The organism is Aporhodopirellula sallentina SM41 (assembly GCF_000346505.1).
Lineage (GTDB): Bacteria > Planctomycetota > Planctomycetia > Pirellulales > Pirellulaceae > Rhodopirellula > Rhodopirellula sallentina.
Map to the genome: position 1 here is coordinate 1 of NZ_ANOH01000325.1, position 25,679 is coordinate 25,679.

The following is a 25,679-nucleotide window of genomic DNA, read 5'->3' on the forward strand; positions in this document are numbered from 1 at the left end:
CACCACCACATCACTCCGGCGACCTCAATTACTTGACTGCCTTGCGGTGCGGGGCGTTGCAATTCCGGCAGCATCGCGAGCCCGTACGACAGCAGCGCCGTTAACACGATCGTTGGGAAAAGAGCACCTCCGCCGATCACTAAAAAACGCGTGGCTCGCTCGTTGTGTTTGCCGGGACGAACGATTGCGTAGATCGACAAACCGACAACGATCACCCAAATCGCCACACCGCCAAAGACCATCACATAGAATAGCCTCGCAATCGAATCGGCTCCCGCGCCGGCGGTATCAAGCGTTGACTGGGAGACGTTTTCAATCACGCGGTGACCAAGGCGATGAGTGTAAGAATTGCCGGTGCGTCGCAGACAATTGGGTGCGTTGTAGAAAAGTCTGGCGTTGCGGACGATTCTGGGTGTAGCGGACAAGTCAGGACGTAGCGGACGAGCTTGTGCGGACGCGTTCGGTTCATCGAACAGTCTGCGGATCGCGTTAACGCAGCAAACGTCATGCCCGTGAGCGAACAGTGATTACTCTCCGACAAACAACGGCGAAAGCTTCCTTCCGGGTACTGGTTTTGCAGTAACGTTACGTACCTATTTGAGAACTCACCGTCCGGTTGGTGCTGGCCTCGTTTGCTAAGGGTCGAGTGGCACCAACGTCGTCAGAGTCGATTTCATCTGGCCGATTGATCGACGAGGTTTTCCAATAGGCATCTCACTTCGTTGACACTGAGACTCTGTTCACGCGGATGCGGCGTTGCTGCATCAAACCGGGTCTCGCTTTCCGTTCGCTCTTGCCCGTTTGTGAAAAACGCTTTGATGCTTGACTCCGCCGACCTCGCCAATTTGCAAATCATCGCGATCGCCACCGTTTGTGGTGCTGTGATCGGGTTGGAACGTGAACTCGCGGGAAAACCTGCTGGAATACGAACCCACATTTTTGTCTGCGCCGGTTCGGCGCTGATGATGATTTTGGGCCAAGAGATCGTGGGGCAGTTCGAACATGAAGAATCTGACAAACTATTGAAGGCCGATCCGATTCGCATCCTGCAAGCGATCGTGGTCGGGATCAGCTTTCTCGGCGCCGGAACCATCGTTCATGAAGAACATCGAGGCGTGGAAGGATTGACGACTGCGGCGACCATCTATCTCACCGCGGGAATCGGCGTGGCCACCGCGGTCGAACGTGTCCCGCTCGCGGTTGCGATCACGATAGGGACGTTGTTCACCCTGTTCGTTTTGGGATGGGTGGAAGATAAGTGCGCCGAAAGGCACGGCAAAGGTTCGGATTGATGACCGCGTCAGCGATCCGGTGTCGTTATGTCGTCTGTCGCGAAGCAAAGTGCTGCGTGACCAGCCTCCAGATCCACCAACCGAACATGAGCACCACAACCGCCGTGCTTACCCAACCGAGCGGTTTTGCGAGATTGCTGTACTGATCACCCAACCACCATCCGAGCCCAGCCAACAACGCCGTCCACATCACGGTTCCAATCGCCGTGAACAACGAAAAGCGTCCGATTGACATATCGGCGAAACCGGCGGGAACGCTGATCAACGTTCGGACACCGGGAATCATTCGGCAAATCAATACCGCCGCGGCACCCCACTTCTCGAACCATTCATCAACCCGATCGAGATCGCTCGGCGTGACCGTCAACCAAGCTCCATGGCCTTCCACCCAGCGTTGCAGTCGATCCTTTCCAACCCAACGGGCGGCGTAGTACCATGCCATCGCACCAAGAAACGATCCGACACTACCAGCGAGCAAAACGGCAACAAAGGAATTCTGGCCCTGGCTAACGGAATAACCCGCCCACGGCATCACGACCTCGGACGGTATCGGCGGGAAGATATTTTCAACGAGCATCAGCACTCCGACTCCGAACGCGCCGAACTGTTCGAGAAAATCCTTTATCCAATCGGTCATTTGCTCTCTCTGGTTTGCGGACTTGGTTGATTTGCGACCAACTCGAATTCGATCGCATGAGTGATAACCGACTCCGCCGCAAAGAATGTTCCACCCCGCCGACTTCGCATCAGACAAACACGCCACGTCAACGACGCCAATCGACCAACTTGGTCGACACGCTACCCGAGTGAAACGTCGAGAATCATCATCACGACGAAGCCGATCATGAGGAACAATGTGGCGAGGTCCTCATTGCCTTCTTGTTGCGTTTCGGGCACCAATTCTTCGACGACGACATAGACCATCGCCCCCGCAGCGAAACTCAGTGCAAAGGGCAACACGGGAGTGATGTGAACCACGACCGCTGCACCGACGAAGGCAGCCAGCGGTTCGACCAACGCGGACGCCTGACCGATCAACCAAGCCTTCTTGCGACTCATCCCTTCACTGCGAAGAGGAATTGCGACCGCAACACCTTCGGGAATGTTTTGCAATCCGATTCCGATCGCTAGCGCAGTGGCGCCGCCGAGACTCGCGATCGCCTGGCCCGACCCTGCGCTGCCAAACGCCACACCGACCGCCAATCCCTCAGGAATATTGTGAAGTGTGATCGCGAGAATCAGCAGAACGCTGCGTTGCCATGCGGTCTGGATACCTTCGGCCGCATCGTCGGGATGACCGCGATGCAAGTGCGGCAAGGTTCGATCGAGACCGTAAAGAAACGCTCCACCGCAAAGGAATCCGACCGCGGCGGGAAGCCACGACGGCCAGCCGAGCTCATTGGCAACCTCGATCGACGGAGCCAGCAAACTCCAATAGCTCGCGGCCAGCATTACTCCGCCGGCGAAGCCCAACATCGCGTCAAAGATCATGCGATTGACGCGAGTCAATCCAAACACAATCGCCGCGCCCAGTGCGGTCAACGCCCACGTGAACGTTCCCGCAAGCAATGCTTGCACGATCGGATCGCTGTTTTGAAACCACTGGATCATGCTGGCACCGTTTGCAGACGGCGTGCCGTGAACGCGGCGCAAAACTTGCGTCGCCGCCCATCATGTCTGCTCTCACAGAATTCGAAAGCAACTCGGTTTGGCTCAATGCAGCCATCTTTGTTATCGGTGCGGTGCTCGTTTGGTTCGCCGGCACCAAACTCAGCAAGTATGTCGACTTGTTTGCCGACCGGACGGGTTTAGGTCAAGCGTTCGCCGGTGCGCTGCTGCTCGGAGGGGCAACGAGCCTGCCGGAACTCGCAACCACGCTCACCGCCTCCTATTCCGGTGCCGGCGAATTGGCCGGAACGAATCTGCTCGGCGGAGTCGTCATGCAGATTGCGGTATTGGCGATCATCGATGCGTTTGTACTGCGTGGACGTCCGCTCACGCTTTTCTCGCCGAACTCATCGCTGTTGATGGCAGGAATGATGTTGATCGGTTTGGTATCGCTGGCGTCGGCGGCAGTCACGACGGGCGAACTGTATGACGTCGCGGGAATCGGTGTTTGGCCGATCCTTCTCTTTGTTGCCTACATTGGTTCGGTATGGTTGATGTACCGATACGAAGGCGATCCCCGGTGGGGAACCACGCGGTGACGTTGCCCAGCCACCGGAATCGGCACGCGATCTCAAAGACGCTCACCACGAAGCGTTTCGAAATGTTTCCACGGGGCAATTGATCGCGATGTTCGCGCTTGCGTCGTTTGCCATCCTGATCGGTGGCTACCTTGTTGCCAAATCGGGCGAAGCGATCGCAAATCAAACAGGCACCGGTCAAGGAATTGTCGGCGCGACGTTGGTCGCACTCGCAACGAGCTTGCCCGAAGTCAGCACAACCTACTCCGCCGTTCGGTTTGGTGCCTACAGCATGGCGGCGGCAAATATTCTCGGCACCAACAGTCTCGAAATCGCGTTATTCCTGCCTGCGGAGTTGGCGTATCGGGAAGGTCCGATCTTCGATGCGTTGCAACCGTCCGCAGCTTTCCTGGGAACGATCGGTGTGATCGTCACATGTCTGTACCTTTGCGGAATTTTAGAGCGGCGTGACCGCACGATACTCGGCATGGGAGTCGACTCATTCGCGGTATTGATCGCCTACCTCGGAGGCCTTTCGATCTACTGGACTCTGCAATAGCGTGCCGGCCGCGACGTCGGACGATTGAACGCGTTTCCGAGGCGACCAAACCGCGAACGTCCAGCCCACGAGCGTCCAGCCCACGAGCGAGCAACTCGCGATGAAAGAACGCTCCACCACGGGGGTTGGCATTGCAATTGCGTGAATCAGCCAACAGCAAAACAACATCGAACCCATTCGCATCTGTAGAGAAAGTATGTGTACCAAACGCCCCGCCGTAATCGTCACCGGAAGTGCCGGAATGCTCGGCCATCCTGTTTGCACGCGATTGGCGGAATCGGGCTACGAAGTCTTCGGTTTTGACCGCGTGGGCCTTCCCGAACCACCGAAATCACATCCCCATGTTCGGGATATCGAGTGTGATGTATCGCGTTCGGCGTCCGTTCGGGCGGCGATGCAAAAGGTGCATTCGCTCACAGACGGAAAGCTCGCTAGCGTCGTTCACATGGCCGCGTTTTATGACTTCTCGGGTGAAGACAGCGATCTCTATGACACGGTGACGGTCAATGGAACGGACCGGTTGCTGAACGAACTCGAAGAGTTTGAGTGCGAACAGTTCGTTTTCACCAGCACCATGTTGGTGCATGCACCGTGTGAAGTCGGCGAGAAGATCAGGGAAGACAGTCCGTTCCAGGCCAAGTGGCCGTATCCCGAGAGCAAGATCAAAACAGAGCGGTTGATTCGCGAGGGACATCCCAACGTTAATTCCGTCTTCCTGCGTATTTCCGGCGTCTATACCGACTACGGACGACAACCCACGATCGTCCAACAGCTCAAACGTATCTACGAGAAAGATTTCCAAGGTCACTTTTTCCCGGGCGACAAGGAAGCGGGACAATCGGCCGTGCATCTCGACGATGCGGCCGACGCGATTGTTCGCTCGGTCGAACATTGCGATCGTATCGAACCTAAAACCGCGATTCTGATCGGCGAACCTGATCCGATGCCGTACTCAGCCCTGCAAAACCTGATTGGCAAACAACTGCACGGCACCGAATGGAAAACGCTGTATGTCCCCAAACCGGTCGCCAAAGTCGGCGCTGCGGTCACCGACTGTGTGCAAGGAGGGGACGCGTTTATCAAACCGTTCATGGTCGACATGGCGGACGATCACTACGCATTGGATATCACCCGAGCGAAAGACCTGCTCGGATGGGAACCGACGCACTCACTCAGCACGACGCTGCCGAAAATGACGGCTCTTTTGAAAGAAGATCCGGAGCAGTGGTACGAACTCAATGGGGTATCGTGAGTCATGAGTTTTGCGAGTGTGCCCGTTGAAGACCTCAATCGCCCAGTCCCTCCGTACCGCCACAACCCGTCGGCGTGGAGCCAGCGGATTCCGATTTGCCTGCTGGCGTTTGTCGCGGCATTGATATCTTCTCATCTTTCGCTCTATCAATGGGACCTGATCGACAGCACGTGGGATCCCGTTTTCGGTGACGGGAGTAACCGGGTTTTGAAATCCGATACCGCAAAATCCATGTACGGATTGCTAGGAATTCACGACGCCGCGTTGGGCGTGCTGGCGTACCTCGGCGACGCAATACTGGGGTTCGCCGGATCGCCACGTCGGTGGCAATACCGACCTTGGCTGGTGATCTTGTTCGGCATCGATGTTATCCCGCTCGGGATCGTGAGCGTGATCCTCGTGGTACTTCAGGCGTTCGTTGTCGGGGAGTGGTGCTTCCTATGCCTCGTCACCGCGACGATCTCGCTGATTCTGGTTTATTGGGCTTGGGATGAGGTCCGGGTATCGCTCGCCTATCTGAGAATCGTGTGGGTGGACAATCACGATTGGCGATTGCTGTGGGACGCTTTTTGGGGCAACCGCCAAGAGAAGCTCGATATGGCTGCCGAACAGTTATTGTCCAGAGAGGTGAAATAATGTGGGGACGCGTTGTTGAAATCATGACCGCAGTTTGGCTCGCGGCGAGTCCGTTTGTTTTCTCGGTCCAGTCGGATTCGTCAATCCTGTGGGGTGATTTCGGAATCGCTCTACTGATCGCGACGCTTTCTGGATTGTCTTACTGGCATCCGACACGGCGCGCGCATTTGGGCATTTTGGTCGTCAGCATCGGTTTGGTGCTGTGGGGGCGCTTCGCAGTCCTTCCACCGCCGCCCGCGCACCAAAACCATATCGTGGTTGGGTTGTTCCTACTGATGATCGCGCTGATCCCGAACTACGCGTCGTTGCCGCCAAGAGCGTGGCGGACGGACGCGACGGGATAGTGGGCGGGACCGTCTTCATAGACGACGTAGTCGATGTCGGCGGATTTCAATCGTGTCGAACCCATTTGAGAAGTTATCAGACGATCGGCATTCGCCGCGGTTTGAAAGGGTCAACCGGAGCGAATGCCCGTCGGCTAATCGGTTGAGGTTTCAGATAGTTCGCGGTGCTTGATGCGTCTTTGTTAAGTGAGAATGCCGAGTTGCCATCGTGCATTTTACGAACGAAACAGACCGCTGCGGAAGGCTTTGGCGATTGCGGCGGGTGCGTTGGGCACTTGCAGCTTTTCAAAAACGTGAACGACGTGAGTGCTCACGGTACTCGTGCTCAAACTCAGCACACGCGCGATCTCCTTTTTCGTCAGTCCGTCGGCGAGCAGTTCCAGAACTTCCAACTCGCGCGGCGTGAGGTGTCCGTCGATCTGCTCGACGGGCGGTGACGAGCGGATGGCATCGAGTACATACTTCGCGACGCGTGAATCCAACGTCGCCTCGCCTTTGACGACACCTCGAATCGCGTTCTTGATTTGTGTCACCGTCGCCGACTTCACCAAATAGCCTGACGCCCCGAGTGAGATGGCGTTGATCACGTCGGCTTCCTTTTCGGACTGAGTCAGCGCGATAATTTTCGCACCAGGATACATCTCCGACAAACCCGCGATGGCGTCGAGCCCCTGAATTCCCGGGAGGTTCAAATCCAACAATATCACGTCGGGCATATTGCGATCGTCGCGGTTCTGTAGACTCCGCTGCGCAACCTCGACGGCGCCGTAGGTTCCGATCAGACGAAAGTCGCTTTCCCTCTGCAGCGCGATCTCGACGACCTCACGGTATTCCGGATGGTCTTCGATAATCATCACGCGAATCGCATTCGGACTGGCACTGTCAGAAGTCATCGACGAAATCTCCACCGGTGAGGTCGAAGGGTAAGATGCACACATGTGCCACCGCTCGGTGGACAGTCCACACTGATATCGGCACCGAGCAATCGGGCACGTCGATGCAGCGACGGAGGAACCGAATCAACGCCACCGTCCTTCAATCCACGCCCGTTGTCGCTGACGGTTAAACGAATTTCCTTCGCATCCGCAGCCAGACGCGTCACGAGTTGGGTCGCACCGGAGTGTCTGCAGATGTTGACAAGGCATTCCTTGTAAAACAAGAACAGATCGAACCGTATACGAGGTTTCAGTCGATTGAGATAGTTTTCGCCGGTAACGGTCAAATCATGATCCAGGTTCACCGCGATTCTCTCGGCCGTGCGACTCATGTCTGTTCGAAATCCGGCGTACAACTCATTCGCGTCTTGCATGTCGGTGCAGTGCCGCATCGCGACGCCGGTTCGCTCGGTAACGCTGCGAATCCGTTGCAGGAAGAGCGACAAGTCGTCGGGTGATTCCTTCGCGTCATCGGCGAGGTCGCTCAACAAGCCGATCGTGTGTAGGTTCGCACCGAGTTCATCGTGCAAATCGGCCGCGAAGCGTTCTTTGATTTCGCTAAGTTGCCGCATCTGAACCAGACGCGTGATTAATACCGTAAACCCGATCGCGACCACGAGGAAAACTGCCAACCAAGTCATGCGGCGAAGGTTCGCGGTCTGCTGTGCGTAGCGTTGCTGCAGTTCGTTGCGAATTTGCGGTCGTTGGTTTTCGAGTTCATGCCGTTCGGCGAGTTCCTGCAACCACGCCCGAGTAGGCATGATCTCGCCATAAAAATTACTGCCATCATTGATCGTCACGAGCCGCCGGCCCGCTAGACTGCCAACATCGTTGACGGAGACGGCAACATCTCGTGCGACATTTTTTCCATCGGCAAACAGTTCGATTTCCGCGAATCCGATTTTCGCATCGTCATGAGGATCGATCGTACTCCGGGCGGAACCGGATGCAACGATCCGCACATAGCGACAATCAAACACAGGAAAACGCCGTGCGATGATCGGGGCGACGTCATACACCGTCGGCATCTCGAGTTCGCACAGCAGTTTCGCGTTATCGAATTGGCGAGACTGACTGCCCCACACTTTCACGGATCGTGGGATTCCGTAGTCGGACGGTTGTGCCTGGGGAACGGTATCGCTGACATCCGGCCCATGCAGGTGAATGCGTTCGACCGGATGAGACGTACCGAGGTCAAACGTCAACTCACATTGCTGTCCCTTTTCGAGAGAGCATAGGTACGCGATGCTGTGTTTTCCTTCGGGAGCGTCCATGAGGTATGGCAAGAAACCGTCGACCAGGAATTGTTTCTGCAGAGACATCACGGTCTCATATGCGGACTGAGAAACGACGACTTCCTGATGAAGGGCAACGTTCTCCTCCCCGCTGAACACCATCACTTCGGACAACTGGAAATCAAAACGCCCGTCCCAAACGCGCGGCGACAAAAGGCTCGCGTCGATACGGATCCATTCGCCGGCGATGGGGTTGGGAAGATCAACGACAAAAGGTGCAAGCCGCGGCAGGATTGCGTCGTCCTGATCGAATCGGGCTATGACGGTGCCTTCGGGATCATCTCGCATCCCGATCTGGATCTCGAATTCACGTGGAAAACCGTCAGCAACAAAGCCCTGTTTCGCGTCACGCCAGATCGTCGGCACCAAGACAACTTGGTCGATCAATTCAACAGAGTCCAATCGGATTTCGACCCAAATGCGGTTCGCAGCATCGCTGTACGAGACCGACCGGAATCCGATGGCACCGGCACCGCCGCGGAGACTCAGCGAAGGCAGCGTGTGCAGCTTCTCATCGATCTCGACTAAGCGTTGCTCGAGCGACGCCAACGAAAACCGGTTCCATTGAGGGGGCGATTGCCTCTCTTTGGTGACGGTGAATGCGAACATCCCCGTGCAGACGACGAGCGAAATAATGGTCTTCAGAGTGCCTTCCATCCAGATATTGTGACTGAGAAATAAACACTATATATCGTACGAATACACGATTTGGCGGCGCCACCACAACGCATAGAGTTGAAACCAACCACAAAAGAGCACCTGCGGCGAACAAACTCGCATCAGCGGCAAAGTGGGACTTTTCGATTTTTCAAATTTGTGAAAGGTGTTGAAGATGAAACGTACTTTTGAACGCCGGGGCGGCTTCACGCTGGTGGAGTTGCTAGTCGTGATCGCGATTATTGGCGTGTTGGTGGGTCTGCTGTTGCCCGCCGTCCAGGCAGCACGCGAGGCAGCCCGGCGAATGAGTTGTAGCAACAACTTTAAACAGATCGGCCTGGGAATGCACAACTACCACGCCGCGTTCGGGCAATTGCCTCAGCAAGGTGACGGGACCGCCAACTATGACCTCAGTGTCTATTGGCAGGTATCCGGTGGTGCCAACGGAATGAAGGTGTCCGCTCTGGTTCCTTTGACTCCGTTCATCGAGCAACAAGCATTGTGGGAACAGATCTCCAACCCCTACGACGCTGACGGGGACGGCACGCTCGTTTTCGCAACCACGGCTCGCAACTCAACCGGTGACTACCGAGCGATGGGCCCGGGGACTCACTACTTCTACCGCGACTATGATCCGTGGTCGACTGAGATCCCGACGTTCCGATGCCCGAGCGATCCGGGAGTCGGATTGCCTGCACTCGGCCGAACCAACTACGTCGCCTGCATCGGCGACTCGCCGCACAACTACAAGTACGGGAACCGCACGACCGGCGACATCAACGTAATCGACAGCGGCAGTGCCGAGATCGCACGTGCCGCCCACCGCGGAATGTTCGCGAAGTACCAGAAATTCCGTTTCCGCGATGTTCTCGATGGTCTTTCCAACACCATCGCGATGGGCGAAATCGCGACCGACCTTGGTGACAACGATACCCGCACGATCCAAAACGACGCCGGTGCCACACGTCCTACGTCGAGCAACGTGCTCGCCAACCCCGGCCTGTGCTTGAACAACGCCGGCATGATCGATCCCGAGCGACCGCAGTTCTGGCTCGACGCGAGCCTGAGTGACTCGTCCAACACTGCGCGAGGTTCTCTGTGGGCGGCATCGGAAATGATCCTCTGTGCTTTCAATACGATCCACGGCCCCAACAAGCCGCTCTGCGTGACGACGAATTCCGCTTATGACGGTGTCTGTCCCCCTTCGAGCCGTCACCAAGGCGGATGCCATGTTCTGATGGGTGACGGGGCGGTGAAGTTCATCACCGATTCGATCGAGGCAGGCGACCCAAATCATGGATCCGTCGCACTGGGTCAAACCGGTGCTCGTGCTCCAGGATCGAAGAGTCCGTACGGCCTTTGGGGTGCTCTTGGCACTCGAGCCAGCAAAGAAACGATCGACTCTGAATTCTAGAACGTTGCGTTCTGCGTAAGCAGACAATTTTCAACCGGTGTCGCCGCGTCCCACGATGCGGCGGCATCTTTCCCTTTCCTGAAAGACACCACATGAACTCCTATCTCAAAATTCTCTTCATGGTCAGTTGCATTGCGTTGGTCGGTTGCGGCGGAGGCGGTGAACCCACCGTCATCGAAGCGGACGAGGACTACATTGCCAAAGAACGTGCCGCGTACCTGAACTCGGCTAGTGCCGAAATGGAAGCAGGTGAAGACGTGGAATAGAAGCTTCGCTCGTGTTTGGATCTCTCAGTAGTTTCAGCGTTTTTGCGTGATTATTCGGAAGTAGAAAATATGTCGACTCGCCCAACTCGGAATGGCTTGACCTCGAAGAAACGATGCACGGGTGCGTGTGGATCCGTTCCCATCATGATCGTTTTGACCGTCGTCACGTCATGCCTCTTCCACGGCAACGCATGCGGCGAAACCCATTTCACCGCCGTGCGGAGCATCCCTCAGGAAGAGGCCAACCAACCGATCGTGATCGACGGCGACACGCCGTGGGTGGTGATGTCGGCTGACTACGAGAATCCAGCAATCCAAGCCGCGATCCGCAACGCAGAGCGGGATTGGTACAAAGTGTTTGGGTATCCTCCGGTCGTGTTCCGCGACGACACGCGAGGTGCCTGGCGCGGACCGGTGATCGCGTTCGGATCTCAAAAGAACACAGCCCCGTTGTTCGAAAGCGACGTGCCCGATGGTGCAGAGCAATTTCGCATCACGCAGGGACGAGTCAAGCATAACCGAGCCATCACGGCGGTAGGTTCCGATACACGCGGAACGATCTACGCGATCTACTCGTTTTGCGAACAGGTTCTCGGCGTCGATCCGATGTACGTCTTCACCGACAATGCACCGAAGCGACGCCGAGAGATCACCATTGAATCCGATTTCGATGTCGTGTCGAAAACACCGACGTTCGAACATCGAGGATGGTTCATCAACGATGAGGAACTGCACGACGGCATGCATCGCGATCCGCTCGGCGGTAACGTCATCTCGATGGAATGGATGGACAAGATCCTCGAAACGTTACTTCGTTGCAAAGGCAATATGATCATTCCAGAGTCTGCACCATTCCCCGACGCGACGGTGTACGATCTGTGCAAGCGACGGGGCGTGATCATCACGCACCATCACGTGACACCGCTGGGGCTGAACATGATGCACTGGCCCGAGAAGGTTCCGTTTTCCTACATCACGGAAAAGGAAATTTTGGTCGACGCATGGCGCAAATCCGTCGCGGCTCAAGCCGACAAAGAAGTCGCGTGGATCATCGGATTCCGGGGTGAAAGTGACGGTGCGTTCTGGAACAGCGACCCAGCCGCTCCCAAGAGTGACGCCGGACGAGCGGTTGTGATCGCCGACGCGATGCAAACGCAAACCGACATCGTGCGAGAGATCGATCCTGATGCGACCATTGTTGCTGCATTGTGGAACGAACAGGGACGATTTTACAACGACGGATTGCTGAAAATTCCCGACGGCGTTTGCAAGATGTTTGCCGACGATGGACGCGGATTCATGCGTGATGACGGCGGTGTTCACGTCGAAGAAGGCGACGGTCTGTATTATCACGTCATGATGATGATGAACACACAAAACCGCACCACCGAAGGCGTTCCGCCGGCACGATTCTACAGCGAACTGAAACGATACGTCGAAAAGGGTGCGACGAAATACGCGATCATCAACGTCAGTGGAATTCGCCCCGCGGCGATGTCCGTCGAAGCAATCACGGACTTTCTTTGGGATGCGGAACCGGCGCTCAAACAAACGCCCGAGGACGCGATGGATGATTATCTCCAGCGATGGTATGCCAAAGAATTCTCTCCGGAACTCGCCCCCAAACTCACCTCGCTTCGCAAACAGTACTACGACATTCCGTATCTCCGCACCGAGATGCCAGACCCGTATCGTTGGCGCGGAGCTCGCGGCGAACATCTGGTTCAATACCAGATACAGGAACTGCTCAAACGCTACGCAAAGACGATTCAATCCGGTCGCGACCTCGCGTCCATGAAAGACTTTGCGAACCACTTCAAGCAAGCCAACGCGGTGCTAGTCGACACGTCCGATTTCTTTCCCCCGCTGTGGCAATCGACACAGGATTTAGCGAAAGAGATTCCGGACAATCGGAACGACTACTTCCAGGCACACTTCACCTATCAAGTCGCCGTGCACATGCATTCGTGCCGGGCGCTCGAAATCGAAACGAACGCGTTTCGTGAGTATCTGTCCAAGCAAGATCCGGTGGCGTTTGCGAACAACCTGTCACCCGCGATTGATGAGATCGAGAAAATCATCGATGAAGCTCACAAGGCCGAATACGGCAAGTGGGACACGATGTTCATGCACGTGCGTCTGATGGATATTTACCGCACTCGGTTGCTCCTCAAAGAAGTTGTCGCGAAGATCCACGAGACTCCGTATACGAGCGCCTACCGGGGTTATCATAACGGATCATTTTGGGGATCCGCGCAGAGTTACATGGATGGTGGCGACGGGGTCTTCCCCTATTTCCATCGTCATTCCGGGCGCGGACTCGAGGTCCTGGAGACCACCGCGAGTGATTCGAATCACTAGCCTGAATTGCCAACCGACGCTGGCCGCCGCATCGATTCCACGCGTGATTTCGCATCACGCTCTCCCACCTTTCTCCCTGCCCTTTTCCCCACCGATCGAGCATGAACGTGTTATCGCTTCGTAAAGTTTGGTTTCCTATTCTGGTGAGTTTGTGCGTCGCCGCATCGGGTGGCCTCAAGTGTGTGACGGCCGGTGAAACCCTGCCTCCGCTCGAATCGCAACCCGGTAATTCCGTCGCTCCGCAAACGTTTGACCAACTGTGGAACGACTTCGACCCTCGAGCCGAACCGCTCGACGTCGAAGTCCTTCACGAATGGGAAGAAGATGGCGTGGTGATGAAGGTGCTTCGTTACCGGATTGGCATCTTTAAGAATCAAAAAGCAATGATGGCGGCGGTCTACGGATACCCGAAAGGGGCCAGCCATCTTCCCGGTCTGCTGCAGATCCACGGCGGTGGCCAATACGCGGACTCGCGAGCAGTGCTGACCAACGCCAAACGAGGATACGCAACCATTTCGATCGCGTGGGCGGGGCGAATCTCGGCCCCCGATTACCGAGTGAATTCCGACGTCGTGAAGTTGTTTTGGAATCAGCAGACCGATCACCCGGACTACCGAGTGACGACGGACTGGGGAGCTTTGGATGCCTACCACGCACCGTGCCGCAATCCCAAGAACAACTTCGCCCACGTCAAGCCAGAAGAATGGACGCTGGACACGGTCGAGTCGCCGCGAAACAACCCCTGGTTCCTGTGCACTCTCGGGGCACGGCGGGCGTTGACGTTTCTCGAAAGTCAACCGGAAGTGGACGCCGACCGGCTCGGCGTCTACGGGCATTCGATGGGCGGCAAGTTGACCGTGCTGACCGCCGGTTCGGATCCACGTATCAAAGCCGCCGCTCCCTCGTGCGGCGGAATCAGCAATCGGATGACTGACGAAGACGACCAACTCTACGCGGACACGATCGCCGACGACGTTCATCTCAAACGGATTGATTGCCCGATCGTTTTCCTCAGTCCGTCGAACGACTTTCATGGACGTATCGACGATTTGCAAAAGGCCGTCCGAGAAATCACTACCGAACAATTCCGCGTCACGTGTTCTCCACATCACAATCACCAGGATACGGCTGATTTCGAAGTCGCCACGCAGCTCTGGTTTGATGAACATCTCAAGGGCAGTTTCCAGTGGCCTCAGACACCGCAAACACGTCTGAATCTGCAAACCGATAACCACATCCCTTCCTTGTCGGTGACTCCGGATACCTCCCAACTGATCCTCGCTGTTGATATCTATTACACCCAACAAGGCAACCCGAACGCGACGATCAACGATCGGTATAACCCTCGAACACGCCACTGGCACCACGTGCCGGCGAAACGTGGTGAGGATAAGTGGACGGGAGAACTGCCTTTGCTCGACACGGACCGTCCGTTGTGGGCGTACGCCAACGTGACCTACCAATTGCCTGAACCGGTGACGGGAGCAGGTTACTACTACCGAACCTATCAAACCGATCGATTCAACGTTTCCTCGTTAATGTCAACAGTCTCTCCGGATGAACTGAGATCTTCCGGCGTCCAACCGACCTTGCAGAAGAGTTTGACGATCGAAACGTTCGTCGGCGACTGGCAAAAAGAGTGGTTCAGCTACAAGCCCACCGATTGGCCGCGTCGGACTCACAAGATTAACGACGACCAATGGTCAGCCCCGACCAACGCGACGTTGTCGATCGAGGTACAAAGCGACCAACGAAACTCCTTGGTTATCGGCGTCGATGCGTACGCGGCCGTGATCGAACTAACCGGGGGTGAGCAATGGCAAAAGATTGAACTCGCTCCTTCCGATTTCCAGAACGCTGATGGCGAGACTCTCGCCAATTGGAAGGACACCGCGGAGCTTCGCATCGGCTACCAGGAAACGCTGAAAACCAAAGCCAACCGAAAGAGAGTCGGCGAGCGATGGCAGGGCAAGGCTCCTCAACTGAGGAATCTGAAATGGAGAGCGGCTGCACCGGAGAAGTATTCCACCGTCTCAATACGCAACGCCCCTCACGTTCCAAATTTGAACGTGGACTTCGAGTCGTTCTTGGAAAAGTTCGACATGATTTGGGACCGGGTCCCACACCGGTGGGAAGTCGCTCCGTATACGGGCAACGGAAACGTCGGCTTCTTGCTCTATCAATCCGACCCTAATCGTCCGAACGTGATCTCGCTGCACGTGGGACGACACGACTACTACGACCACCGACTTCCTCACGATGGCAACGAGAACCTGTGGATCTACCGCAGCCGATTGCCTCTGGGACATTTCGACCTGACCTCCGAGGGAAGCATCGAGTCGATGGACCTGCGACTGGGACTATGGAACGCGGAACTGACCGGCAGCATCCAAACCGATCGTGGCGAGTACCGCGTGCATGGTTTTTCACACAGTAATCACGACGTGATCTATTTTGAAACTGACGCGGCCGACGGTGAGTCAGTCAAAATCACTTGGCATCCCGACGAGCCGATGCCTCCGGTCCGCGTAACTCTCGACGCGGGAGGCGGCCCGAAGGGAGGAACGTGGGACCGTATGCGCGAGGCCCCGTTGCCGATGCCGCCCGCACCAACGCGAACCGTCGAGGACGGAGTCCACTATTGCCTGCAGAAACTCTATCAACACCGCGGGGAAACCACGACGGGTTGGAAAGCGATCGGCAAAGAAGAGGGACAACAATTTCTCCTTGCGAGCGTTCACCACAGCTTCCCGGATAAAAACAGCCGTGAGGTCGTCACACAAAACCTGCAAACCGCCGAGGCTTTGTTGGCCGACAACACCCTGATCGACACGCATCGAAAATGGTGGCACGAATACTATCCGTTGAGCTTTCTCAGCATCGATGATCCAGAAAAGGAAGCGTTCTATTGGATCCAAATGTACAAGTTCGCGTCGGCGACGCGCGGCAACGGTCCGATCATGGACCTGATGGGGCCTTGGTACCACAAGACCTTCTGGCCCATGGTTTGGGGTGACCTCAACGTCGAACTACAGTACTGGACTCACCTGACCGCCAACCGCCTGTCAGTTGGCGAATCGCTATGCAACTCGATCGATCGCCATGCAGAAAACCTCTACAACAACACGCTCGATCGTTGGAAAAACAGCACGGGACTGGCAACCCTCTTTCCGCAAGACATGGATGCCTCCCTCGGATCCTCGGTGCCGGACATGCTGTGTTGGATCCTTCACGATTATTGGCTGCACTGTGAGTTCGCCGGTGACCGCGAACGAATGCGAGACAAACTGTTTCCGCTGTTGCATGGCACCGTCAACAGCTACCTGAACTATCTTGCCGACAACCCGGTCGCCTCCGACGATGGTACGATCCACATCAAAAACAGCTGGTCCCCCGAGTATCCCGGCGGTCGAGGCCGCGATATCAATTTCACAATTGCGTTGATGCGATGGGCCTGCCAAACGTTGATTGACATCGACGACGAACACAACCTCGACCATTCCGATCGTGCGAAGTGGCAGCACCTGTTGGACAACCTGGTTGATTTTCAGATCGATGAGAATGGACTTCGCATCGGCGCGGATGTCCCATTCGACAAACCGCACCGACACTACTCACACCTGCTCGCGTTTTATCCGTTGGCGGTCTTAGATCCTGATACCGAGGCGGGCGGCAAACTGCTACGCACGACACTCGATCATTGGCTCGACGTCACGTTCAACAGTGGCATCAAAGTCGGTGCGATGCCGGTGACCGGATACACCGCGACCGGAGCGGCGTCGATGTACGCGATGCTCGGTGACGCCGAGAAAGCCTACCACTACCTCGATTTCTTCATCCAACATGACCGCGTGACTCCGACGACGATGTACGCCGAAGGAAATCCGGTGATTGAAAGCCCGCTCTCGTTTGCGACCTGCATCCACGACATGCTGCTGCAAAGTTGGCGAGGGAAGATCCGTGTTTTCCCGGGGTCCCCGGAACAATGGGAAGATGTGGCGTTTCATCATCTGCGAACACAGGGAGCGTTTTTGGTAAGTGCCAAAAAGGTCGACTCGGTCACCGAATTTGTCGCGATCGAAAGCCTCGCCGGTTCTCCTTGCTTGATCAAAACCGGGATCGCGAACCCGCACGTGAGCATCAACGGCGTCACCATCCCACCGGGTCAGATTGCTCAGGCAGGCGACGGGTTTCATCGGCTGCCTCTTAAAAAGGGAGACATCGCCGTGCTCAGCCGCCAACCGATCGATCAAACGGATCTGCGAATCGAAGCAATCGATGTCGACGAGAGGCAGCATCACCTGTTTGGTTTCCATACCAAGACGGAACGGCTGCCTGGACATCAGCACTACAGCAAACCGGGCAAATAGTAGAACGATCCACGAAGCGCCCAACGTTACGTGCGGTGATTCGTGATACCGGGATCGGCGCCGTCTTACTTGGGCGAGTAGTCCAGCGTGTCGAAGAACGGCTGCGCCGTCAGACGAAACTCACGGATCTCGAATCGGCCGAATGAAAACCCGATCTTGGCGGAACGTTTCGCTTGAGCGATCCGCGGATGTTCGACCCTGACTGTCTCTCCGTTGATCGTCACGACGGCCGAATCACCGACCACGGACGCTTCGATGCGGTTCCAATGTCGGTCGACGAGATAGGGAACTTCACCGCGTTTGCTTAGCACAAACATCGGTGCTTTCTCACCTGGTTTCCGCGACCCGTAGGTCACGATCTGGCTCGGCGGACCGAACTTTCCATCAGCGGGCCGAGTGCGCAGCCGAATTCGAAATGCGTGGCCACCGTTCTGAGCGTCCATTGTGAAAACAACCGTGCGACAACCGTCGGGTCGAATATCGACGACCGAATGAGCGTCGTTGTACGGCACCTCGTAAAGCATCAACGGGCCGTGTTTGTTGTATTTTGCGTAGAGTTCATCGTCATGAGCGACCGAAGCCGTTCCGTTCTCGATCGTCCAATGCCCTCGTGTCGCTTTGCGTCCCGGTAGGTCGGGGTCGGTGTACGGATCGACCACCAGGAATCGTTCGCCATCGGCGGTGTGCTCCACGTCCAACTGGGTTGGCCTACGTTTCGCCGATTCCTGTTCAATCACGCTCGCCAGGCGTGCGCGGACCGCATCGGTCGCCGGTGATGTCATGTGCGGCGAGATCGGGTGCTCTTCGAGGACGTCCTCCTGAATGTCAAACAAACGCCCGTCATCGTAAAGTTTCCATCGCTGATCGCGAGCCGAGACACGGAAACCGAATCGGTCCTTGTCCCATCCCGGCCGCGGATCATAAAACGAATAAACCCACAACCGTTCGTTGGGGTTCTCATCCCCGATCAACTGCGGGAAAAAACTGCGACCGTCGAGGTCATGCTCCGACGGCAACGGGTTGCCGGATGCCTCGAGCAGGGTTGGGATGAAGTCAGTCGAATCGACGAGCGTGTCGGTCACGCCGACAGGAATCTTCCCGGGCCAACGAACGATCAGCGGCACGTGCGTCCCCGCATCGGTGGTTGCCCCCTTTCCGCCGTCGACCGGACCTTCGCCGGTCTGAGATTGAATACGGATGTCGGTCCCGTTGTCGCTGTAGAACAAAACCAGCGTGTTGTCGGTGACACCTGCCTGATCGAGTGTGTCCAAAACTTTCCCGACGCATTTGTCCATGTAACGAACCATGTCCGGGAAATGAGACGTGTCCGTGACCGACCGAGCATCCACATTTTGCCACGACGGTGAATCAGGAGTCGGCGTCATCGGCCAGTGCGGCAGAGCCATCGGGTAGTAAACGAAGAACGGCTTGTCGTGATCCTGCCGAATGAAGTCGTCGATGTAATTCACCCAGACATCCGGGCCATAGTTACCAACTTCGGTCTTCAGTTCACCGTCCTGCAACCACGTCGGATCTGCGTAACGCGAGCCCTTCGCTTCCGTCTCTCCCGCGTGAAAGAGGCTGTAGCGATCGAAGCCCGCGTCTTTCGGATGCATCCCGAGTCCCCGTCGCTTCTCCGCACCGGGATAGTGCACGGGATCGTAACTTTGCAGTTGCCATTTGCCCGCGATGCAACTCTCGTAACCCGCATCTCGCATGTAGTGTCCGATCGTTCGCGAGTTCGGATCGAGGATCCCAAAGCTGATCCAATTCCGATGGTTATGCAAACCGGTCATTAACTGCAAACGCGTGTTCGCACACAACGGTTGAGCGTACGCATGTTCGAAACGCATCCCGGTCGCAGCGAGTCGATCGAGGTTGGGCGTCTGGTAGCTCTTCCCGCCATAGCAACCGAGCCCCTCCACGCCGAGATCATCGGCCATGATCAAAACAATGTTGGGAGGCGCGGCGGTATCTTCGCCACGGACCTCGCCTGGTCTCAAGATCGTTCCAGGCAATGTCACCGTGACCATGACGACGAATAGGAATCGAGAAAGTAAAGGTTGCCGCATCGTCGTTCCGCCCGAAAATGAATACCAATTGACAGATCACGCGAAGACTCCTTCCGTGGAAGGACACGTGACCGGGAACGACAATATTACCTAACCGATCACACGGTGTGTTCAACCGAGTCAGAACAATCGGTGTCGATAGGGTTCACCGCATTGGCATTTTTGTTCACGCGGCGGAACAGCCAAGTCGTCACGAAGCCCACGATCGAGAAACCAGCCACAATCGCGAACACGTATTGATGCCCGCGTGTCGGATCTCCCGAGGAAGCAGGTCCGCGATCGAGCAACACACCCATCAACGGTCCCATGAACACGTCGGGCGTGTATCCGACCGCCGACACGATACCTACCGCCGCACCGGTATGCCGAAAAGGAACGTTTCCCTCACGCATGATCGCAAAATACAAACCGCGCAGAGAGAACACCGCGGCACTCGTCGCGGCGATCACGACCAAGAACCCAACCAACATTCCGGGTTGCAGAAGGTCCAGGGTGATCACCGAACTACCAATCGTTAGCACAACAAAACTGACTGCGGTCATCGTGCTGACACGAACACGATCAGCGATCACCCCGGCAACTACCGCTGCTACCGGACGCATCCACATCGACAATGTGCTCGAATAGGCAGCCGCCACGTTGTCAAACCCCAAGGCCTCTTTCGCGTACAACGAAACATCGTCGAGTCCCTTGTAGGCAACGTAGGCACACAAAACGATCATCGCCTGCAACCAAACACTCGGCATTCGCGCAACCATTCTCACACCGTCCCAACGGAAATGTTTCCATTTCCCGAGCTCGCGCTGTGTGGCGGAATGAGAATCGTGTTTGAGATCCATCGCCGAATCCTTAGGCAATACCAACCAAACCGAAACAGCCGCCGCGAACGTTACTCCGGTGAACAGCCATATCACATTGGCAAACGCGCGGCTTTGTTCTTGCGATGAGAGTGTTTCCAGATCACTCGGCAACAACAACGAATAGCCGTACACCGCGAGAGAACCGATCAACGCGGCCACCAGTCCCCTTCCCCCATCGAGCAAACCGAACGCGCTGCCTTGCAAAGACGCACCGCCCCATTGCCGCGTCGCGCGTATGAGCCCCGCCCAAAAAAGGAACACCGTCGTGACCCCCCAAAACGCATAAAGCATCATCAACGTTTGCGATGCAGGCACCGTCGCCAGCAGGACACCACCGGCCGACGTCGACAACAAGGCAATCGACATCAGTCGCCGCGGCCCGAACCGGTCAGCCAACGGGCCACCGGGGAAGTACGACAACATCGCGACGACACCGTACGCCGAAAACGCCCAACCGAGTTGCAAGTTAGTTAGATCGAACACCTGCAAGAGAGTCGGACGAAACACTCGCGGAAGTACAAACGGCAAAAAGAAGATCGCTTCGCCCGCGAAAACGAGCGTCGCGAGTGTCAACCAACGATGGCGAACGGTCGGTGATGTTTTTTCAGTTTGCATGAGGGGTCTCATCTTACCGAATGATTAGATGAATGCCATTTCGATCCACCGTAAATTCACACCTACGTCGATCTTCCCGCTTGCTCAGTCCGGTTGCGAGAACTATCGTCATCCGCGTTTCACGTCGGCATTCAGCGAATTCCTCACGGAGTGTCTGGCCGCCTGAAAATGTCGCAAGTCCCCACCTCCCTCTTCGTGCGATTCTCCCCATGTATCCCCGTCAACTCCTCGTTGTCCTGCTGCTCGTTCTACTCGCAACTTTCAGCGTACCTGCCGTTGGTTCCGCTCAGCAGTGGCGCCCTCTTCTCGACAAAGACCTTTCGAATTTTGAAGTTTGGATGGGAATCCCACATTCGAGCGTGACCGGGCTTCCCGAGGGAACCTATCAATCGGAGAACACGACCAAGGGAACGCCGATGGGGCTCAACGCGGACGTGAAAAACGTGTTCTCAGTTAGCGAGATCGATGGCGAACCGGTCCTGCAAATCAGCGGTGAAATCTACGGCGGGCTGACCACGTTGGAAGAGTTTCAAGACTTCCACTTCAGCACGCAATTCCGTTGGGGCGACAAGAAATGGCCGCCCCGCATTGATCGGCTGCGTGACAACGGCATCCTCTATCACTGCACCGGCAAACACGGAACGTTTTGGAAGGTTTGGAAATCGTGCATCGAATATCAGGTGCAGGAAACCGACCTCGGCGACCTGTTCGCGCTAGGCGGCACCAGCGCCGCGGTTCGCATTCGTGGAAGAAAATACGATCCGCTCAGCGACGTGTACCTGGAAAAAGGCAACGCGATCTCGTGTGCCGAGCCCGACGCACCGCACGGCGAATGGAACCATCTCGAGATTTATGCGATCGGAACGACATCGGTCCACGTCGCCAACGGTGTCGTGCTCATGGTCCTCGAAGATCTCAAACTGCGGGGCAAACCACTCTCCCACGGTCAAATTCAAATCCAAAGCGAAGCCGCCGAGTGCGAATACAAGGACATGAAGATCCGTTCGATCGAAGACTTCCCGCCGGAGATCAAAGCACAGATGCGTCTGCGCGATACTGAAACACCGTGATTGAATTCAGTCCGATTCTGGTTGCAAACGAATCACAGAAATTGGCTTGATCGTTGCCTACAATCCCGGCAGAACATGTGAACACCGTTCACGATCGATATCCCGTCCGCCCAAGGCTCACGCGTCGTGCATTTGCTGATTCTTCCCCACCAACTCTTTAACGAACATCCAGGACTCGAGGAATCGCCGGTACGCGTGACGTTGTGGGAACACTCGTTGTTCTTCGGCGATCCCAAGCACCCCGCGTACTTTCACAAACAAAAACTGTGGCTTCATCGAGCAACGATGAAACGGTATCTCGCAAATCTCGATGAACGTGGGATCGCGGCGGACTACATCGAGCATGCCCCGGATTCGCCGAAAACGACCGATGAGGTCATCGAGCAGATCGCAAAGAAGCTTCGACAAGACGAAGAAATCGCAGTCGCGCACCCAACCGATTTCCTCGTTGAAAAACGTTTGCATGCCGCCTGCAGAAAACACGGCGTGGAGCTGCGTTTCCTGCCCAACCCGGGTTTCCTAAACACGACTGAGGAAAACCAGTCCTACCGCGGCGGGAAGAATCGGTGGTACATGGCGGACTTCTATCAATGGCAACGCCGACGTTTTGACATCTTGATCGAAGACGACGAACCCGTCGGCGGCCAATGGAGCTTTGACGAAGACAACCGCAAGAAGATCCCCAAAAAACTTCTCAATTCGATTCCGGAAAACCTCAAACTCGAACGGGACGAGATCGACACCAACGCGAAGGAACATGTCGAGACCACCTTTGCGAATCATCCTGGATCGCTCGACGATCTCTACTACCCGACGTCGCACGATCAGGCGTCTCAATGGCTCGATCATTTTCTCTCCGAGCGGTTTGAGAACTTCGGTCCGTATGAAGACGCGATCGAAGAAGGCGAGTCATGGTTGTGGCACAGCGTTCTGACACCGGCACTCAATATTGGTTTGTTGACGCCCGCGGAGGTCACCGAGCGAACTATCCAATTCGCTAGCAAGAACGACATCCCGATCAACTCAGTCGAGGGATTCATTCGGCAGATCATTGGGTGGCGAGAATTCATGCGAGCCACCTATGAAGACCAGGGTGTGTCAATGAGAACGGCCAACCACTGGAAACATCACCAAGCGATCCCGGATTGTTTCTACGACGCGTCGACGGGAATCGATCCGATTGATGATACGATCGCGCGACTCCTGAAAACCGGCTACTGTCACCATATCGAACGTTTGATGGTCCTTGGCGGATTCATGTTCCTGTGCGAGATCGATCCTGATGACGTTTACCGGTGGTTTATGGAAATGTTCATCGACAGTTATGACTGGGTCATGGTGACCAACGTTTACGGAATGAGCCAAGACGCTGCGGGCGGGATGATCACAACCAAACCGTATTTTTCCGGCTCGTCCTATGTTCGAAAAATGAGCCACTACGCCAAAGGACCTTGGTGCGAAACGTGGGACGGATTGTATTGGCGTTGGATTTGGAATCATTCCGACGAACTGGCCAAGAATCCACGGTGGGCGATGATGTGCAGCATGGCGAAGAAGATGGATTCCGCTAAGAGGGAACGCCATATCGAAAACGCAGAAAGCTTTCTCGCAAAACTCGATCAATAAAGCCCCCGTGCGAACAGGTCGACGCAACGATTCGGTATCGCTCGGTTTGCCCGCTCGCTCAAAAAGGGATTTGCGTTCGGGAAAGGAAAGTAACATAGTGTTGGTATCACGGGCGCCGCATCGTGAAGTACAATGACGAAGCACAACGGTGCGTAGTGGTGCGTCACGATCAGGAATTCGGGTTTTAGGTCGTAGTGAAAGTCGCCAAGACTTTCGTTAATTCACGATCCCTCCCGAAATTCTTGGCGAGTTTCGCTACCCGAAAATCAAGCCGTTCCGCAACTCTAGAATTCTTCCCACCTCCCCTCCCACCTCTATATACCTCGTTGCGTTTCTCAACGCAGTGCTCCGAGGTTCTTTGAAAGCTTATGAAATTAGTTTCTCGGTTCAGTCGTATTCAAAGCTGCGTCTCTCTATCGGTTGTGTTGGTCGGCATGTCGATGTCACCGTTATCTGCAAACGACGGAAATTACGACGATGGAGTCGTCCCGGACGTGATCACCAGCCTCACCGAGGCGGAACTGCAGCAGCTCAAACGGATGCGTCCGAAGTACCTGCAGCCGGTTCCTGTTGATACAGAGGCCTCGCAAACCACGCTGCCGATTCAACCTCGCGAGGGCGAATCAATCGTCTTCCTCGGCAACACGCTCGCATCAAGAATGGAGCTGTTTAACTATTTCGAGACTGCTCTCTACGAACAGTTTCCGAAGGCGAACCTCACGTTTCGAAACATGGGCTACCCCGGACATACTCCGGCGTACCGCCCCGAAGCCGGCCGCAAAGATCCGTGGGCGTTCCCCGGTGCCAACCAATTCCGACCGGAAATTCGTGGCCACTTCGGCGAAGGACACTACCCCGCGCCGGACGAATGGCTGACGATCGTGAAGGCGAGCACAATCGTCGCGTTCTTCGGTTTCAACGAATCATTCGACGGTATCGAAGGTGTCGACAACTTCAAGAACGAACTGCGAGCCTTCGTCGATCATACGCTGTCGCGTTCCTACCGACCCGGCGTGAGCCAACCGCCACGTCTCGTTTTGGCGACGCCGATCGCAACCCAAGATTTGGCCGAATACGATCTGCCGGATGCGGGTGCACGAAACGAAATTCTGAGTGCCTATGCAGACGCGGTCAAAGCCGTCGCGACAGAGAAAAAGGTTGGTTTCATCGATCTGTTCACTCCAACGTTGAAGTGGTTCTCTGAGTCGAACGAACCGTTGACGATCAACGGCGTGCATCTCTCGCGAGCGGGCTATCAAAAACTCGCTCCGCTGTTGGTTAACGAGTTGTTCGGTGTGGATGCGGCCCCGCAGTCACCCAAACCGTTGCTGTATCAAGCCGTCCAAGACAAAGCGTGGTTCTGGCGAAACGATTATCGCATGCTCAACGGCGTCCACGCGTACGGACGACGATGGGCTCCCTACGGAAACTTCAACTACCCCGAAGAGATCGAAAAGATCCGTCAAATGACGGTTCTCCGCGATCGCAACATCTGGGCAATCGCACAAGGCAAATCGTCGACCATTGAAGTCGACGATTCGATCACTCGTCCGCTCTCCTCGGTGGAAACCAACTTCCGACTCAGTGAAAAGAACGGCACCACGGATTTCTTGGATGCTGAAAAAGAGGCAATGAAAACGTTCACGTTGCCGGAAGGGTACGAGGTTTCGTTATTCGCTTCCGAACAAGAATTCCCGAACCTCGGCAACCCCGCGCAAATGCGGTTCGACAACCGAGGCCGGTTGTGGGTTTCAACGCTGCCGAGTTACCCGCACTACAAACCGGGCGATCCGAAACCGAACGATATGATCCTCATCTATGAGGACACCGATGGGGACGGACGCGCGGACAAGGAAACCGTGTTTGCCG

The 25,679-nt window shown here is 55.9% G+C and carries 19 protein-coding genes and 1 pseudogene; 13 read left to right on the forward strand and 7 right to left on the reverse strand.

The genetic code is table 11. The annotated features are described in order from the left end of the window. Nucleotides 1-320: pseudogene (locus RSSM_RS21455) on the reverse strand (cytochrome B); the annotation flags it as partial. A gap of 498 nt (nucleotides 321-818) precedes the next feature. Between RSSM_RS21455 and RSSM_RS21460 the strand changes: the two are divergent. After that, entirely contained in the window at nucleotides 819-1,292 is a 474-nt protein-coding gene (locus RSSM_RS21460; RefSeq protein ID WP_044303228.1) for an MgtC/SapB family protein, read from the forward strand. Nucleotides 1,293-1,317: 25 nt separating this feature from the next. On the opposite strand, the gene RSSM_RS21465 is transcribed toward RSSM_RS21460, so the two are convergent. Both RSSM_RS21465 and RSSM_RS21470 read right to left on the reverse strand, forming a co-directional pair. Beyond that, the gene (locus RSSM_RS21465; RefSeq protein WP_044303231.1) at nucleotides 1,318-1,929 is read right to left on the reverse strand and encodes a DedA family protein; all 612 of its coding nucleotides are present in this window, start codon (nucleotides 1,927-1,929) and stop codon (nucleotides 1,318-1,320) included. Nucleotides 1,930-2,090: 161 nt separating this feature from the next. Continuing rightward, nucleotides 2,091-2,903, reverse strand: coding sequence for a ZIP family metal transporter (locus RSSM_RS21470; protein WP_044303232.1), 813 nt, complete (start codon nucleotides 2,901-2,903; stop codon nucleotides 2,091-2,093). Between the two features lie 62 nt (nucleotides 2,904-2,965). Between RSSM_RS21470 and RSSM_RS34880 the strand changes: the two genes are divergently transcribed. The 5 genes from RSSM_RS34880 to RSSM_RS21490 all read left to right on the forward strand — a co-directional run bounded on the left by RSSM_RS34880 (nucleotide 2,966) and on the right by RSSM_RS21490 (nucleotide 6,269). Further along, entirely contained in the window at nucleotides 2,966-3,499 is a 534-nt protein-coding gene (locus RSSM_RS34880) for a sodium/calcium exchanger membrane region (RefSeq protein WP_008683874.1), read from the forward strand. Between the two features lie 88 nt (nucleotides 3,500-3,587). Beyond that, nucleotides 3,588-4,037, forward strand: coding sequence for a hypothetical protein (locus tag RSSM_RS34885; RefSeq protein ID WP_236621294.1), 450 nt, complete (start codon nucleotides 3,588-3,590; stop codon nucleotides 4,035-4,037). Between the two features lie 196 nt (nucleotides 4,038-4,233). Further along, complete coding sequence (locus RSSM_RS21480) at nucleotides 4,234-5,289, forward strand: NAD-dependent epimerase/dehydratase family protein (protein WP_008683879.1); 1,056 nt, start codon at nucleotides 4,234-4,236, stop codon at nucleotides 5,287-5,289. A 3-nt stretch (nucleotides 5,290-5,292) separates the two neighbouring features. Then, nucleotides 5,293-5,925 (forward strand): vitamin K epoxide reductase family protein, encoded by a 633-nt coding sequence (locus RSSM_RS21485; RefSeq protein WP_008683881.1) that lies wholly within the window; start codon nucleotides 5,293-5,295, stop codon nucleotides 5,923-5,925. After that, nucleotides 5,925-6,269 carry an SPW repeat domain-containing protein gene (locus RSSM_RS21490; RefSeq protein ID WP_008683883.1) on the forward strand — a complete coding sequence of 115 codons (345 nt, stop codon included), beginning with the start codon at nucleotides 5,925-5,927 and terminating at the stop codon, nucleotides 6,267-6,269. The genes RSSM_RS21485 and RSSM_RS21490 overlap by 1 nt, the downstream gene beginning before the upstream one ends. Nucleotides 6,270-6,484: 215 nt before the next feature. On the opposite strand, the gene RSSM_RS21495 is transcribed toward RSSM_RS21490, so the two are convergent. Then, nucleotides 6,485-7,162 carry a response regulator gene (locus tag RSSM_RS21495; RefSeq protein WP_144060015.1) on the reverse strand — a complete coding sequence of 226 codons (678 nt, stop codon included), beginning with the start codon at nucleotides 7,160-7,162 and terminating at the stop codon, nucleotides 6,485-6,487. After that, entirely contained in the window at nucleotides 7,159-9,156 is a 1,998-nt protein-coding gene (locus RSSM_RS21500) for a sensor histidine kinase (RefSeq protein ID WP_008683889.1), read from the reverse strand. Before RSSM_RS21500 ends, RSSM_RS21495 begins: the two co-directional genes overlap by 4 nt. Before the next feature lie 175 nt (nucleotides 9,157-9,331). Between RSSM_RS21500 and RSSM_RS21505 the strand changes: the two genes are divergently transcribed. The 4 genes from RSSM_RS21505 (at nucleotide 9,332) to RSSM_RS31855 (ending at nucleotide 17,567) form a co-directional block, all read left to right on the forward strand. Continuing rightward, nucleotides 9,332-10,570, forward strand: coding sequence for a DUF1559 domain-containing protein (locus RSSM_RS21505; protein WP_044303229.1), 1,239 nt, complete (start codon nucleotides 9,332-9,334; stop codon nucleotides 10,568-10,570). Nucleotides 10,571-10,662: 92 nt separating this feature from the next. Beyond that, the gene (locus RSSM_RS33890; protein WP_008683896.1) at nucleotides 10,663-10,836 is read left to right on the forward strand and encodes a hypothetical protein; all 174 of its coding nucleotides are present in this window, start codon (nucleotides 10,663-10,665) and stop codon (nucleotides 10,834-10,836) included. A gap of 144 nt (nucleotides 10,837-10,980) precedes the next feature. Continuing rightward, nucleotides 10,981-13,197: a glycosyl hydrolase 115 family protein gene (locus RSSM_RS21510; protein ID WP_144060016.1), complete on the forward strand. Its 2,217-nt coding sequence runs from the start codon at nucleotides 10,981-10,983 to the stop codon at nucleotides 13,195-13,197. 101 nt (nucleotides 13,198-13,298) lie between these two features. Further along, nucleotides 13,299-17,567 carry a dienelactone hydrolase family protein gene (locus RSSM_RS31855; protein ID WP_144060017.1) on the forward strand — a complete coding sequence of 1,423 codons (4,269 nt, stop codon included), beginning with the start codon at nucleotides 13,299-13,301 and terminating at the stop codon, nucleotides 17,565-17,567. Nucleotides 17,568-17,632: 65 nt separating this feature from the next. Here RSSM_RS31855 and RSSM_RS31860 read toward each other — a convergent pair whose 3' ends face one another. Together RSSM_RS31860 and RSSM_RS21525 are read right to left on the reverse strand one after the other, a co-directional pair. Continuing rightward, nucleotides 17,633-19,639, reverse strand: a complete 2,007-nt coding sequence (locus RSSM_RS31860; RefSeq protein ID WP_144060018.1) for a sulfatase-like hydrolase/transferase — start codon at nucleotides 19,637-19,639, stop codon at nucleotides 17,633-17,635. Between the two features lie 98 nt (nucleotides 19,640-19,737). Beyond that, entirely contained in the window at nucleotides 19,738-21,114 is a 1,377-nt protein-coding gene (locus RSSM_RS21525) for an MFS transporter (protein WP_008683906.1), read from the reverse strand. A 209-nt stretch (nucleotides 21,115-21,323) separates the two neighbouring features. Between RSSM_RS21525 and RSSM_RS21530 the strand changes: the two genes are divergently transcribed. From RSSM_RS21530 to RSSM_RS21540, 3 genes are all read left to right on the forward strand, one after another. Then, nucleotides 21,324-22,184 carry a 3-keto-disaccharide hydrolase gene (locus RSSM_RS21530; RefSeq protein ID WP_008683913.1) on the forward strand — a complete coding sequence of 287 codons (861 nt, stop codon included), beginning with the start codon at nucleotides 21,324-21,326 and terminating at the stop codon, nucleotides 22,182-22,184. A 126-nt stretch (nucleotides 22,185-22,310) separates the two neighbouring features. Further along, nucleotides 22,311-23,810, forward strand: coding sequence for a cryptochrome/photolyase family protein (locus RSSM_RS21535; RefSeq protein WP_008683915.1), 1,500 nt, complete (start codon nucleotides 22,311-22,313; stop codon nucleotides 23,808-23,810). Nucleotides 23,811-24,178: 368 nt separating this feature from the next. Next, a partial coding sequence (locus RSSM_RS21540) for an SGNH/GDSL hydrolase family protein (RefSeq protein ID WP_044303230.1) occupies nucleotides 24,179-25,679 on the forward strand: 1,501 nt, incomplete at its 3' end.

Bases quoted from the DNA above. Each gene is read 5' to 3' on its own strand.
- RSSM_RS21460 (WP_044303228.1), top strand. From the start codon at position 819: ATGCTTGACTCCGCCGACCTCGCCAATTTGCAAATCATCGCGATCGCC.
- RSSM_RS21465 (WP_044303231.1), bottom strand. From the start codon at position 1,929: ATGACCGATTGGATAAAGGATTTTCTCGAACAGTTCGGCGCGTTCGGA.
- RSSM_RS21470 (WP_044303232.1), bottom strand. From the start codon at position 2,903: ATGATCCAGTGGTTTCAAAACAGCGATCCGATCGTGCAAGCATTGCTT.
- RSSM_RS34880 (WP_008683874.1), top strand. From the start codon at position 2,966: ATGTCTGCTCTCACAGAATTCGAAAGCAACTCGGTTTGGCTCAATGCA.
- RSSM_RS34885 (WP_236621294.1), top strand. From the start codon at position 3,588: ATGTTCGCGCTTGCGTCGTTTGCCATCCTGATCGGTGGCTACCTTGTT.
- RSSM_RS21480 (WP_008683879.1), top strand. From the start codon at position 4,234: ATGTGTACCAAACGCCCCGCCGTAATCGTCACCGGAAGTGCCGGAATG.
- RSSM_RS21485 (WP_008683881.1), top strand. From the start codon at position 5,293: ATGAGTTTTGCGAGTGTGCCCGTTGAAGACCTCAATCGCCCAGTCCCT.
- RSSM_RS21490 (WP_008683883.1), top strand. From the start codon at position 5,925: ATGTGGGGACGCGTTGTTGAAATCATGACCGCAGTTTGGCTCGCGGCG.
- RSSM_RS21495 (WP_144060015.1), bottom strand. From the start codon at position 7,162: ATGACTTCTGACAGTGCCAGTCCGAATGCGATTCGCGTGATGATTATC.
- RSSM_RS21500 (WP_008683889.1), bottom strand. From the start codon at position 9,156: ATGGAAGGCACTCTGAAGACCATTATTTCGCTCGTCGTCTGCACGGGG.
- RSSM_RS21505 (WP_044303229.1), top strand. From the start codon at position 9,332: ATGAAACGTACTTTTGAACGCCGGGGCGGCTTCACGCTGGTGGAGTTG.
- RSSM_RS33890 (WP_008683896.1), top strand. From the start codon at position 10,663: ATGAACTCCTATCTCAAAATTCTCTTCATGGTCAGTTGCATTGCGTTG.
- RSSM_RS21510 (WP_144060016.1), top strand. From the start codon at position 10,981: ATGATCGTTTTGACCGTCGTCACGTCATGCCTCTTCCACGGCAACGCA.
- RSSM_RS31855 (WP_144060017.1), top strand. From the start codon at position 13,299: ATGAACGTGTTATCGCTTCGTAAAGTTTGGTTTCCTATTCTGGTGAGT.
- RSSM_RS31860 (WP_144060018.1), bottom strand. From the start codon at position 19,639: ATGCGGCAACCTTTACTTTCTCGATTCCTATTCGTCGTCATGGTCACG.
- RSSM_RS21525 (WP_008683906.1), bottom strand. From the start codon at position 21,114: ATGCAAACTGAAAAAACATCACCGACCGTTCGCCATCGTTGGTTGACA.
- RSSM_RS21530 (WP_008683913.1), top strand. From the start codon at position 21,324: ATGTATCCCCGTCAACTCCTCGTTGTCCTGCTGCTCGTTCTACTCGCA.